General features: G+C 45.1%; 8 protein-coding genes and 1 tRNA gene. 7 read left to right on the plus strand and 2 right to left on the minus strand.

The genetic code is table 11. From position 1 onward, the window contains the following. Positions 1–157: 157 nt before the first annotated feature. Together A6049_RS22045 and A6049_RS22050 are read left to right on the plus strand one after the other, a co-directional pair. The gene (locus A6049_RS22045; RefSeq protein ID WP_240321515.1) at positions 158–952 is read left to right on the plus strand and encodes a class I SAM-dependent methyltransferase; all 795 of its coding nucleotides are present in this window, start codon (positions 158–160) and stop codon (positions 950–952) included. Positions 953–1335: 383 nt separating this feature from the next. Next, complete coding sequence (locus A6049_RS22050; protein ID WP_063566710.1) at positions 1336–5325, plus strand: S8 family serine peptidase; 3990 nt, start codon at positions 1336–1338, stop codon at positions 5323–5325. A 239-nt stretch (positions 5326–5564) separates the two neighbouring features. Here A6049_RS22050 and A6049_RS22055 read toward each other — a convergent pair whose 3' ends face one another. Together A6049_RS22055 and A6049_RS22060 are read right to left on the minus strand one after the other, a co-directional pair. Further along, positions 5565–6797: a CynX/NimT family MFS transporter gene (locus A6049_RS22055; RefSeq protein WP_063566711.1), complete on the minus strand. Its 1233-nt coding sequence runs from the start codon at positions 6795–6797 to the stop codon at positions 5565–5567. A gap of 299 nt (positions 6798–7096) precedes the next feature. Then, positions 7097–7170, minus strand: a tRNA-Arg gene (locus A6049_RS22060). A gap of 325 nt (positions 7171–7495) precedes the next feature. Here A6049_RS22060 and A6049_RS22065 point away from each other — a divergent pair. The 5 genes from A6049_RS22065 to ispG all read left to right on the plus strand — a co-directional run bounded on the left by A6049_RS22065 (position 7496) and on the right by ispG (position 13269). Next, entirely contained in the window at positions 7496–8338 is an 843-nt protein-coding gene (locus A6049_RS22065) for a hypothetical protein (RefSeq protein WP_063566739.1), read from the plus strand. 135 nt (positions 8339–8473) lie between these two features. Further along, the gene (tig, locus tag A6049_RS22070; RefSeq protein WP_063566712.1) at positions 8474–9814 is read left to right on the plus strand and encodes a trigger factor; all 1341 of its coding nucleotides are present in this window, start codon (positions 8474–8476) and stop codon (positions 9812–9814) included. Positions 9815–10191: 377 nt separating this feature from the next. Continuing rightward, the gene (gene clpP / locus A6049_RS22075) at positions 10192–10782 is read left to right on the plus strand and encodes an ATP-dependent Clp endopeptidase proteolytic subunit ClpP (RefSeq protein ID WP_024633993.1); all 591 of its coding nucleotides are present in this window, start codon (positions 10192–10194) and stop codon (positions 10780–10782) included. Positions 10783–10794: 12 nt separating this feature from the next. After that, a complete protein-coding gene (gene clpX / locus A6049_RS22080; protein WP_063566713.1) occupies positions 10795–12048 on the plus strand; it encodes an ATP-dependent protease ATP-binding subunit ClpX in 1254 nt (417 codons plus the stop codon). Positions 12049–12171: 123 nt separating this feature from the next. Next, positions 12172–13269 carry a flavodoxin-dependent (E)-4-hydroxy-3-methylbut-2-enyl-diphosphate synthase gene (gene ispG / locus A6049_RS22085; protein WP_063566714.1) on the plus strand — a complete coding sequence of 366 codons (1098 nt, stop codon included), beginning with the start codon at positions 12172–12174 and terminating at the stop codon, positions 13267–13269. Positions 13270–13307 lie beyond the last annotated feature (38 nt).

Consider the following 13307-nt stretch of genomic DNA (forward strand, 5'->3'; position numbering starts at 1 on the left):
TAGAAAAAAGCTTCCTTCGGGAAGCTTTTTTGCGTACAAGGGATGAGAACCCCGAGGTTAGGAGGTTGGTAATTGTTTATAGGTGTAAACTATCAAATGTATAGAATTTATATATTTAATTAATAAACCATCTTGTGACACAATGAAGATATCAATCATGAAAGCGATGGTGGTATCCATGCAATCGATTAATCAATGGCAAGCGGATGAGTATGACAACAAACTGGCTTTTGTATCGGGTTATGGTAAAAGTTTAATCTCATGGCTTCAACCTCAAAAAGGGGAGTATATCCTTGATTTGGGATGCGGGACGGGGGATTTGACGTACGAAATTACTGCAGCGCAGGCTGAGGTAGTCGGCATGGATGCATCACCCGACATGATTCGTCGTGCAAGAGGGAAGTTTCCCAATATCGAGTTCATGGAGGGGGACGGACATCAGTTTGCGACGAACAAGCTCTATGATGCCGTCTTTTCCAATGCAGCTCTACATTGGATGCGAAGTCCGCGACTTGTAGTGGATAGTATATGGAAGTCTTTGAAGCCTGGGGGACGTTTTGTAGCGGAGTTCGGTGGCAAAGGCAATGTACAGATCATTGTAGATGCATTAGAGGAAGTGTTTGAACGACACACTGGCATTCCTGGATCAGAGCGCAACCCTTGGTATTTCCCGACGATCGGGCAATATAGCAACATTTTGGAACAATGCGGGTTTTTGGTGCGACAGGCCTACCACTATGACCGTCCTACTAGACTGGCGGATGGTGAACAGGGTATAGAGGGCTGGTTGGCTCATTTTGGAGGGGACTATTTTGATGGTTTGAGTCAGGAACAAATTCAGGAAATCTGTAGTGAAACGAACCAAATCGTTGTGCCGAAGCTCTGGAAAGAAGATGCAATCTATGCCGATTATAAGCGTCTTCGAATTGAAGCAGTGAAGCCGGGAAGTTAAATAAACAAAATATGTATCTTTGTTAAATGAATTAATAGAATGTTTTTCATGAAATCCATCGATCACAATTAGGCTAGGAATCTCTTTCAGAATGAAGAGGCTCTTGGCCTTTTTTCCTATGCTGTATTTAAAATTTGAAATATTCAATCGACAAATAAATACAATTTCACGCTTTTCTCTTACTCAAGAACCATATAAGTAATTTTGATATCATATTTGTAATTATTTAGAAGGAAAATGTGTTATTTTAGTAGAATAATTTACCAAGGGTCAATCTTCTTGCAGATAGGGCGGTGAGTTGTTCACAGGTATTGCAGTACTTGTCATAGCAGGACCCAAGCGATTGGTGAGGTACTTTCATATTGAGAAGGAGGGGCATAGCCTTGAATAAACGATTGATATCCATATTGTTAAGTATCCTAATGACTTTTTCTATCATCATGCCAGCGGCCGGAGCCGCTCCTGTAGGTGTTCAGCTTGAGAACTCTCTAAGCAAGGGCGAAGCCACACAATGGAGAGAGATTCTTGCCCAGCGGGAAGGAAAGCTTGCAGCAGATCCATTTTTGGACAAGAGCCTAGAAGGTCTTGGGGGAGAGAAAACAAGAGTAATTGTTGAGCTCTCCAATAAACCAGTTGCTGTTGCGCAAGGCGAATCTACCCTCTCAGGAAAATCTTTTACCTCCTCTATGGAAACAAAGGCTGTGACTCAAGTCGAGCAACAACAACAGTCATTTGTACATAGCCTCACTCAGAATAAAATCAAACACGAAGTATTGGAAAACTACGCATATGCCCTGAATGGTGTAGCCATTGAACTTAAGGGTAACCAATTGGGACAGTTGCTTCGCATACCGGGCGTTGTCAGTGTATACCCTGACCTTGAAATTACCGTATCCCCGGAAACAGATGAAGTGAATCCTTATATGAAAGATACCGCACCATTTATTGGCGCCCCAGAAGTATGGAATCTGGGATACAAAGGAAAAGGCGTCAAAGTTGGTGTTATTGATACAGGAATCGATTATGAGCATCCTAATTTGCAAGACGCCTACAAAGGTGGATGGGATTTCGTAGGAAATGACAATGATCCTTACGAAACAACACATGAAGAATGGAAAGTGTCTGGGGCACCTGAGTTTAATGCCAATGGAAGCGCCTATTACACATCCCACGGTACTCACGTAGCCGGTACCATTGCTGCTCGAGAAGCAGGGGACTACGGCATTGTCGGCGTTGCACCCGAAGCTGATATCTATGCCTATCGTGTTCTTGGACCCTATGGTAGTGGACAAACCTCATGGGTATTAGGGGGAATCGATCGTTCCGTTGCCGATGGTATGGATGTAATCAATCTCTCGTTGGGTAACGCTGCCAATGATCCAAGTTACATTACTTCGGTTGCTCTTAACAATGCCATGCTGTCTGGCGTGACTGCAGTTGTAGCAAGTGGTAATGATGGCCCGAATCGTTATACATTAGGTTCTCCAGGAGCATCGGCTATGGCAATCACTGTAGGTAACTCCACAGGGCCTAGCCAAAGCATTACAGCCAACACTCATTTCTGGATTGGTGAGGAAGGTAAAGGTACGCTTCCAGAAGAACAGCCTGTCCCTGAAGTTGAGCCATCTCCTGAACTGGGAACAGCACCGGGAACGGAAACTCCTGAAGTTCCGGCTCAAGGTGAACCATCAACAACACCGGAAGGTGCGACAGGCGAAGAAGCTTCATCAACAAACGAAGCGGCATTATCTGGAACAGCGTCTGCTGATGTTACAGCTCTAGATGTGGAAACCAGCCAATCCGAAGAGGGTGTTCAGCCAGCCTCGCCTTCGGCACCAGTCGAAACCTCTCCAGAGGTTGCACCTGTGAAAGAAGAGCCTGCGATTGCTCCAACTGAAACGGAGCAAAATCCATTGGCTGTTACTGAGTCGGTGTACCGACTTGATGTAATGGGCTGGAGCCTCTCAGCAGATCCGGAATCTGTTTTGACGAATCAATATGATCTTTTATTCGCAGGGTTGGGTAAACCGACCGACTTTGAAGGCAAGGATTTTACAGGCAAAGTGGCTTTTGTACAGCGCGGTGAGCTGGCATTTGTAGAGAAAGTAGCCAATGCCAAAGCTGCTGGTGCAGTTGCTATTATCGTATATAACAATATTCCAGGCCCGATCGGGGTGAGTTTGGGAGATAATTTTGAACTTATTCCAACCTTGAGCATATCGAAGGAAGATGGAGAAAGTATCAAGGCTGAGCTGGATGCCGGTCAAAGCGTTGAAGTGAGCTTTAGTGACTTCGTTAAAGGTCAAACGGCTGGCGATGAAATGAATCCATCCAGCTCCCGCGGACCAGCCAAGGTGACTCTGGATATCAAACCGGATATAGTTGCACCGGGTACCAGCATTCTGTCTACTGTTCCTGCCTATGGCAAGGACGAACCTGGAGCTGATTATTCACAGGCTTACGATCGTAAATCAGGTACAAGTATGGCCACACCTCATGTTGCCGGACTGGTTGCCCTGTTGATTGAGAAGCACAGTGACTGGACACCATTTGATATTAAAGTTGCACTCATGAACAATGGTAAAGTGCTCGACACGACAAAATACGATGTGTTTGATCAAGGTGCAGGTCGTATTCAAGCGGTGAAAACGATTGATCCTGCTGCATTTGTTAAAGTATTGGATGTAACGAAATACACAGAGAATGGCGTGGCTGTCGAGAAACCAAATGTTACAGGTAGTGTGAATTTTGGTAACTTCCTCAGCACGGACGAAAAAACCGTCAGCAAAACGATCAAAGTGGAGTCGCTGAATGGCAGCGGTGGAAACTACACTGTAAGCGTGAATCCAACTCGTACAATTCCTGGTGTATCCGTTGCGGTGGATAAGAGCTCTTTTACACTGAATGGTGAGGAAGAGTTACAGGTTACTATTACAGTTCCAAAAGGTGTTACTGCGGTAACAGAAGCGCAAGGCTACCTTCAGTTGTCTAATGGAACGGACACATTTAGTGTTCCATATGTCGCACATTTCAACCTTACATTGGCAGGCGTTAAATACATTGAGACTGTGAAAGGTACAGAGAAGAACCCGTTCCATTATCCATTGAAGCCTGATGGTACGCTGGATACACTCAATGTAGCTATGGAATTCTACAATCCAATGAATTTTGCCCTTATTGAGATCTTCGATGGCCTTAACCCGGATGGGGGCTATTATGGAGACGGATATATTGGATCTATTTTTGGAAACTACTATAGTTTCGCTGCCAACACAAGATATACTCTGGCTTGGGATGGACAGTATGCAGACTACACTACCGACGAGGTAACGACTATTCCAGATGGTCTTTACACGGTTGATATCACTGCAATCGGTGTTGATGGAAAAACGTATATCGAAGATACTTCTCCATTTTTGGTGAAAAAAGCAGCTCCGGTTGTAACAGCACCAGAAAAGTTGGAATTCAAGCAAGATGAATCTGCTGTCATTAACGGCAGCGTGGATGATTTATACTTCCGTGTCGCTCCTGCACTTAAAGAGAACTGGAGCATTGAGTTTGACCCGGCTGCTGCCTTGAAAGCAACATACGTCCTGAAAAAAGAGGATGGTTCGACTTACAAGGAGGGTGTATTTGAAGTAAAACCTGATGGTAGCTTCACTCTTCCTTTAGAAGGCATCCAAGCAGGTGAATATGCCGTTGAACTTACGGTCAAAGACCAACAAGGGCTTTCTGGTAAAGCCACTACGGCACTGAGTCTGAAATCCAAGGAGACTGAGCCGGAAACTCCAGCTGTCAAAGCGCCTGGAACACCTGTGTTGTCTCATAATAATTGGGTTGGTAATGGTCTGAGCGAAGGCTCATACGTCGTTACCATGAACCTGTGGTGGGGCGAAAACGCCACCAGCTACAAGCTTTATGAGGACGGGGTTTTGATCGATACGCAGAAGTTGACCTACAATGCGCCTCTGGCACAGTTTGCCCAAACGAAGATCACAGGCAAAGCCAATGGCACGTATACGTACGTAGCCGAGCTGACGAACGACAAAGGAACCACGCGGAGTCAGACACTGACAGTTAAGGTTACTAACGCATCGCCAGGCAAAGCAGTTCTCTCTCAAGATAACTGGGACGGCGACGGCAATTATAAAGTTACTATGAACTTATGGTGGGGAACCAATGCCACTGAGTACCGCCTCTACGAAAATGATAAGTTGATCGACACCCAAGCACTCAATGCGGTTACGCCTAATGCGCAAAGCGCTGTTACTTCGCTGACTGGACGCACTTCGGGCACGTATACGTACCGGGCTGAGTTAATCAACGCAGCTGGTGTAACCAGTACTGACAAGATCACGGTAAAAGTGAAATAAACACTTCAGCACTTATTTATTGAAGCATTTGTTTTTCGCATAAGCGGTCTTCATCCTGATCTCGCGGGATGGAGGCCGTTTTATTTTGTTTTTTCTCTGCTGCGTGAATGGATAACTACTCGTTGTCCTGTTAGTTGTAAATTGAATATAGTTCGCATGAAAGTCTGTTAATAATAAAATGCTCCCCTCATGGGGACAGGTTTTGTTAGCCTGTCACTCATGAGGGGAGCTTAATTAATCTAACCGATCACTCGGTTCTTGCTGGCATTTATACCTGCGATCAGTAATACAATGGCAAGGAGAACCTGTACCAGCAATGGAAGAGTCCATCCTTGTGTCCAATCATGAAGCACACCGAACAGCAACGGTCCGACGGCTGCCAGCATATACCCAAAGGATTGAGCCATACCCGAAAGTCCCGCAGCCTGTCTTGCATCGGATGTACGCAGTACAAAAAACATGGTTACAAGTCCGAACGAAGCCCCGGCTCCAACGCCAGCCAAAGCAACACCGACGGTAACGAGAGAGGAAATACCACTTAAAAGGAATACATAGCCCAGAATCAGACATGAACCTGTAATTGCTGTCAGCCAACGTTGATCTTTCATTCGTCCAGCCAGAATGGGGACGATGAACGTTACCGGAACACTAACCATTTGCATCAAAGACAACATCCAACCGGCTGAAGAGGAACTGAAACCCTGATCAGATAGAACCTCTGGCAGCCAGGTAATTGTAGTGTAAAAAATTAAAGATTGCAGTCCCATGAACAATGTGACATACCAGGCTAAGGGAGATGTAATAAGACGAACGGGCTTCGCTTCCGTTCTCGAAGCCACGTAAACTTCGCCGCGACGTCCAGAACGGACGTGAGGCAGCCAGAGAATCAGGGCTAGAATGGACAGTATAGCCCACATGCCCAGTGAAGCATGCCAACCCATGGAGGTTAAGCCTGCCGTGGGAACGCTGATTCCTGAGGCGATAGCGCCCCATATATTCATGGACACGGAATAGAGGCCGGTAACGAGACCCACTCGCAATGGGAAATCCCTTTTGATCAGACTGGGCAGCAATACGTTGCTCAGGGCAATACCACATCCAAGGATTGCTGTTCCTGTAAAAAGAACGGGAACAGAGGGCATAAACCGGAGGGATACGCCTATGGTCACAAGAATTATGGCAGTTAACAGAGCGGTTTCTAGTCCGAATCTTCGCGCCAATTGTGGAGCGAACGGAGAGATTGCCGCGAAGGCAAGCAAAGGAAGAGAGGTAAGCAAGCCTGCCAATGTATGACTTATTCCTGTATCTGTACGAATCAGTTCCACAATCGGACCTGTTGCCGTAATAGGTGAACGCATTGTTGCAGCGATAACGATAATGCCTGCCAGCAAGAGTCCAAGTTTCATGGATGCTGACGATGAATTATCGACTGCAGAATGGTCAGGTGAGTTTTGATGTAAAGAGGATGGCATGGTAAATCTCCTATAGTTTATTTGTCTAATATGTATACTTTGATACATACATATACATAAACAATCATAACATCCCGTGTCAACATCAGCCGATTAACGTATTCAATCATCCCCAGAACGCAATTAAAGAAAAAGCTTCCCGAAGGAAGCTTTTTCTTTAATTGCGTCCCAGGAGGGATACTCTCCTTGCAGTCGAGACTGCGAAGTAATCCTACCGAAGCCTATGCTCCGACGAACCATTGGGGTTCTCATCCCCAGAACGCAAAAAAAGCTTCCCGAAGGAAACTTTTCTTTAATTACGTCCCAGGAGGGATTCGAACCCCCGACCGACGCCTTAGAAGGGCGTTGCTCTATCCAGCTGAGCTACTGAGACATGAAATTTTTCAAGCAAAATTGATTTTATCATAAATAATGATGAATATCAAACATTTTATTATAATATATTTTTCGTATATGATATTTGGCGGCAGTAACGTTTTTTTCATTATAATTAAGGTTATGTTAGAATATCAGAAGAACTCAAAAAATAGATCGACTTTCGTTTTATATACATCTATTTATGGTTGATTGCGACTGGAGATTCAGGATACAGAGGAGGTGCTCCTATTAAGGAATCCACGACCCCGGAAACCGAGCACAGTAACAATATTGTGCTGTTTCCTAAGACGCTGGACTATTACCAGATTCAATTGACGGTTATGCTAGAAAATGAACGATATGGTGAAGCGATGGACCTGCTTCGCTTTTTGCTGCAATGCCAAGGGCAGGAAGAACGGCATTACGACGAATGGCGAGCCTTGCTCGAATGGCTTGAAGCTGCGTTTCCTCATTACGGGGAAGATTTACCCGAGGTTCGTGAAGAGCGTGAGGAAGAGGAAATTAGTGAAGAGGACATGGCACGCCAACATGCCCGATCCAAGCTTGAGCAGGATGATGGCTATGCGGATAAACTTCTTCGTACCGTAATGGAGGAGCCTTTATCTGAACAAACAATGCTGGCGCTGGAGCAGCTTGCTTATCTCGATCGGCCAGAAATTGATGATTCGCTTATCGGTTGGCTCAAAGACAAGACGCTGCATCCTTTACTTCAGTTCCGCGTGCTTCAGACATTACGTCGCCGAGGTGTTCAAGGCATTATTGCGTTTACTCGTGGGGAAGAACCAGTTGAAGTGGAGATTGATACCGTTCCGCTTAGACCTGAGGATTTCCCGATTCAGATCGTTCAGATTCTTGAAAGAGTGGCAGATCAGACGGAGGTTCATGAACCTACGCTCTTTTATTTTGCACAAGAACTGTGGATTCAATATGTCATGGCCGTGTACGGAACCCGTGATTACATGTCCATGCTGGAAGAAAATGATTCCATGACAGATATATGGGGAGCTGCTCTACATATGACCGTTGCAGACAGTCTGGGCGGTTCGCATGACGAGGAAGATACTCGCTCAATGTATGCTGTGACAGGGGCGATGCGCTTTCGTCTGGAGCAAGCATATCGATCAATGAAGCAGTTTGTTTCTGCCGGTTTGGATGGTCAATAGGACCCGGAAACGTTTTCCTCAAACCGTATCAAGGGATTCCCCTTGAAAAAGAATCTAATCTTGTTTATACTAAAATGGTTATTTTGTACGTGATTGCCTACGTGAACATGCGAATTTTGGAGGGGAAAGTATACAATGAAAGCAACTTGGGAAAAGATAGAGAAGAACCTTGGGGTTCTTGAGGTTGAAGTGGGTGCAGATCGTGTAACTGCAGCACTCGACAAAGCTTTTAATAAAGTAGTTAAACAAGCAAATGTACCTGGATTCCGTAAAGGTAAAGTTCCACGTTCGATCTTTGAAGCTCGTTTCGGTGTAGAAAGCCTGTATCAAGAAGCAATTGATATTTTGCTTCCTGAAGCTTACACAGAAGCAATCGACCAAACGGATATCTTCCCGGTTGATCGTCCTGACGTAGATGTCGAGCAATTCGCTAAAGGACAAGTATTCAAGTTCAAAGCGAAAGTAACAGTTAAACCTGAAGTTACACTGGGTGACTACAAAGGCGTTGAAGTTGCTGTAGCCAAACATGAAGTAACGGATGTAGAAGTGACTGAAGAGCTCGAGCGTCTTCAACAACGTCACGCAGAACTCGTTGTTATCGACGAAGGTTCCGCACAAAACGGCGACGTTGCTGTAATCGACTTTGACGGTTCCGTTGATGGTGTACCGTTCGAAGGTGGACAAGCTGAGGGGTATTCCCTGGAACTTGGTTCCAACACATTCATCCCAGGATTTGAAGAGCAGGTTGTGGGTCTTTCCACAGGCGACTTCAAAGACGTTGAAGTAACTTTCCCTGAGAGCTACCATGCAGCTGAACTGGCTGGCAAAAAAGCGGTATTTAAAGTGAAAGTACATGAAATCAAACGTAAACAACTTCCTGAACTGGATGACGAGTTTGCAAAAGATGTTAGCGAATTCGATACGCTTGAAGAGTACAAAGCTGATCTGAAAACGCAATTGGAATCCCGCAAAGCAGATGAAGCCAAAGCAGCTCAAGAAAATGCTGTTGTAGAAAAAGTGGCTGAAAATGCTGAAGTGGATATTCCTGCTGCGATGGTTGAGAGCGAAGTACAAAACATGATGCGTGATTTCGACAACCGTCTGCGCAACCAAGGTATGAACCTGGAAATGTTCCTGAGCTTCTCTGGTCAAACACAAGCTGACCTGAGAGGACAAATGCAGGAAGATGCTTCCAAACGTGTTCGCAACAACTTGGTTCTTGAAGCCGTTGGTAAAGCGGAAAACATCGAAGTGTCTGACGAAGAAGTTAACCAAGAACTCGAAAAAATGGCTGAGTCTTACAAGCGTCCTGCTGAAGAGATTCGTGGCATTCTCGAGGGTAATGGTTCCCTGGACAGCCTTCGTGACGAAGTGAAACTGCGTAAAACGATCGATGTTCTCGTTGAGAACAGCAAAGTCGTTGAAGCTGTTGAAGCTCCAGCTGAAGAAGTTGCTGCAGAAGCTGACGAAAAATAAGACAAGCTGTTACGTAATGAACAGCTGAATAAACGATAAGGCACGTGAATCATTGCGTGCCTTATTTTTAAATTATGGCATCCATTTTATAGAGGATTCAGTAATAATATGGATGGAATTCGTTGTGGCATTGGTTATGCACAATCAACGTCCTATGGTTCTCCTGCAAATAAAAAAAAGGTGAAACGGCATAGGATTGCTCCGATTTGCACATACATAGAAAACATGGTTAAATATGATCAGGCAAAAAAGTAAACTTACTCCGTCTTTACAACACTTGTGAAAAATGACATTGTCACAGGAACGTGTTAGAATGAATTTGGGTTTGCTTTACAGGTAGCCTATGTCTAATTACATGTAGAAAAGAGGTTGGTCTCATGAGTCTGGTGCCAATGGTTGTTGAACAAACCAATCGAGGCGAGCGGTCTTACGATATATATTCGCGTTTGCTGAAGGATCGCATTATCTTTTTAACCAGTGCGATTGATGACGATGTAGCCAATCTTGTCATAGCGCAGCTTTTGTTTTTGGCAGCCGACGATCCTGAGAAGGATATAAGTTTGTACATTAATTCACCTGGTGGTTCTGTCACCGCAGGGATGGGTATATACGATACGATGCAATATATCAAGCCGGATGTATCGACCATTTGCGTAGGTATGGCAGCAAGCATGGGCTCGTTATTGCTGACAGCCGGAGCTCCTGGTAAACGATATGCGCTGACTAACAGCGAAGTGATGATTCATCAGCCGCTTGGCGGCGTTCAAGGACAGGCTGCGGATATCAAAATTCACGCAGAATGGATTATTAAAACACGTCAGAAACTGAATCAAATATACGTCGATCGTACAGGTCAACCCCTTGAGAAAATCGAGCGGGACACAGACCGTGACTTTTTCATGAGTGCTGAAGAAGCCAAAACGTACGGCATTATTGACCAGGTGCTCAGCAGACCGATCAATTCCTAAAGGGGTGGTTTCATGTTTAAATTTAACGATGAGAAAGGGCAGTTGAAATGCTCTTTTTGCGGTAAATCTCAGGAACAGGTGCGCAAGCTGGTCGCTGGACCGGGCGTTTACATTTGTGATGAATGTATCGAACTGTGCACTGAAATCGTAGAGGAAGAGCTCGGTCATGACGAAGAACTGGACCTCAAAGATATTCCAAAACCGAAAGAAATCCGCGACATTCTTGACCAGTACGTCATTGGTCAGGATCAGGCGAAGAAATCTTTGTCTGTAGCGGTTTACAATCACTATAAACGGATCAACACACAAAGTAAGATTGAGGATGTTGAATTGCAAAAAAGTAATATTTTGCTGTTAGGACCTACGGGTTCTGGTAAAACGTTGCTTGCGCAAACGATGGCCAAAATCCTTAATGTTCCTTTTGCTATTGCTGATGCAACTTCATTGACGGAAGCAGGTTATGTCGGCGAAGATGTAGAGAACATTCTGCTCAAGCTGATTCAAGCTGCTGATTATGATGTGGAAAAAGCAGAGCGCGGCATTATTTATATCGATGAAATTGATAAAGTAGCGCGTAAATCCGAGAACCCATCCATTACTCGTGATGTATCGGGTGAAGGTGTTCAACAAGCGCTCTTGAAAATCCTGGAAGGAACTGTAGCTTCTGTACCACCACAAGGTGGTCGTAAGCATCCACATCAGGAATTCATCCAGATTGATACCACCAACATCTTGTTCATTTGTGGCGGTGCCTTTGATGGTCTCGAGCAAATGATTAAACGCCGGATCGGTAAAAAAGTCATCGGCTTTAATACCGTTGCGGAACAAAAAGATCTTAAACCAGGTGAATATCTGGGTATGGTATTGCCGGAAGACTTGCTGAAATTCGGTCTGATTCCGGAATTTGTAGGCCGTTTGCCAGTTATCTCCACTTTGGAGCCGCTGGACGAAGACACATTGGTACGGATTCTTTCCGAGCCAAAAAATGCGCTTACGAAACAGTACCAAAAACTGCTTGAGCTGGATAATGTGAATCTGGTGTTCGAACCAGGAGCATTGCTGGCGATTGCGAAGGAAGCCATTAAACGTAACACGGGTGCACGTGGACTACGTGCAATCATCGAGGGCATTATGCTTGAGATTATGTACGAAGTGCCTTCCCGTGATGATGTTACGAACTGTGTCATTACCGAAGAGGTCGTTGAGAAGAGAGTCGTGCCTGAACTGAGCCAATCCAAGGACGACAAGCAGGAAGAAAGTGCCTAACTAAAGGCGAATATTCCGTTTCAACACTGAAATATAGACTTGTCAGTTCTCCACTCCTGGCAGAAGGCGAATTCATGTCTCTGTCAGGGTGGAGCTTTGACGTTGTGGGGAGAGAAATCACTCATGTTTTTAAGACAAGATACACGACCCGTAAAAGTGGGTAACTTAACGATTGGTGGCAGCAACGAAGTCATCATCCAGAGCATGTGTACAACGAAAACGGCAGACGTTGAGGCAACCGTGGCAGAGATTTTGCGTTTGGAAGAAGCAGGCTGCCAAGTGGTGCGTGTAACGGTGAACAATGAGGAAGCTGCAGCAGCCATCAAGGAAATCAAAAAACGGATTAATATTCCGCTCGTAGCGGATATCCATTTTAATTATAAACTGGCGCTCCTTGCGATTGAGAATGGCATCGATAAAGTACGGATTAATCCCGGCAATATCGGTAAACGTTCCAAAGTAGAGGAAGTCGTCAAAGCTTGTAAAGAGAAGGGTATTCCGATTCGGATCGGGGTAAACGCAGGTTCTCTGGAGAACCATTTGCTCGAAAAATATGGTTATCCAACAGCTGATGCTATGGTAGAAAGTGCACTTTATCACATTGGCATTCTAGAAGAATTGGATTTTCACGATATTATCGTGTCTCTCAAAGCATCGGATGTGCCGATGGCGATTGAGGCTTATTCCAAAGCGGCTGAGATCATCAAGTATCCGTTGCATTTGGGCATTACCGAGGCGGGTACATTGTTCTCTGGTACAATCAAAAGTTCTGCCGGTATGGGTGCCTTGTTATCCATGGGCATTGGTTCGACGATGCGGATATCGCTTAGTGCGGACCCGGTTGAAGAGATTAAGGTTGCTCGTGACCTGCTCAAAACCTTTGGTCTGATTTCAAATGCAGCTACGCTGATTTCCTGTCCTACCTGTGGCCGTTTGGATATCGATCTGTTCTCCATTGCGAATGAAGTGGAAGAGTATATCTCCAAACTTAAGGTGCCGATCAAAGTATCGGTGCTGGGTTGTGCTGTTAACGGTCCGGGTGAAGCCAAGGAAGCGGATATCGGTATTGCCGGTGCACGCGGAGAAGGCTTGTTATTCCGTCATGGTAAAATGATCCGTAAAGTGCCAGAAGAGATCATGGTTGAGGAATTGAAAAAAGAGATCGACAAAATCGTGGAGTCTTATGAAGCGACAGGCGTTATTCCTGGCCGCTCGCACTGATTGATTTATATATCGTTTTGTAACAGTCCGTCAGCATT

It is taken from the genome of Paenibacillus sp. O199 (genome assembly GCF_001636635.1).
Taxonomy (GTDB): Bacteria; Bacillota; Bacilli; order Paenibacillales; family Paenibacillaceae; genus Paenibacillus; species Paenibacillus marchantiae.

Coding starts and splice junctions, on each gene's coding strand:
- tig (WP_063566712.1), top strand. CDS start 8,474: ATGAAAGCAACTTGGGAAAAGATAGAGAAGAACCTTGGGGTTCTTGAG.
- clpX (WP_063566713.1), top strand. CDS start 10,795: ATGTTTAAATTTAACGATGAGAAAGGGCAGTTGAAATGCTCTTTTTGC.
- A6049_RS22065 (WP_063566739.1), top strand. CDS start 7,496: ATGCTAGAAAATGAACGATATGGTGAAGCGATGGACCTGCTTCGCTTT.
- ispG (WP_063566714.1), top strand. CDS start 12,172: ATGTTTTTAAGACAAGATACACGACCCGTAAAAGTGGGTAACTTAACG.
- A6049_RS22055 (WP_063566711.1), bottom strand. CDS start 6,797: ATGCCATCCTCTTTACATCAAAACTCACCTGACCATTCTGCAGTCGAT.
- clpP (WP_024633993.1), top strand. CDS start 10,192: ATGAGTCTGGTGCCAATGGTTGTTGAACAAACCAATCGAGGCGAGCGG.
- A6049_RS22045 (WP_240321515.1), top strand. CDS start 158: ATGAAAGCGATGGTGGTATCCATGCAATCGATTAATCAATGGCAAGCG.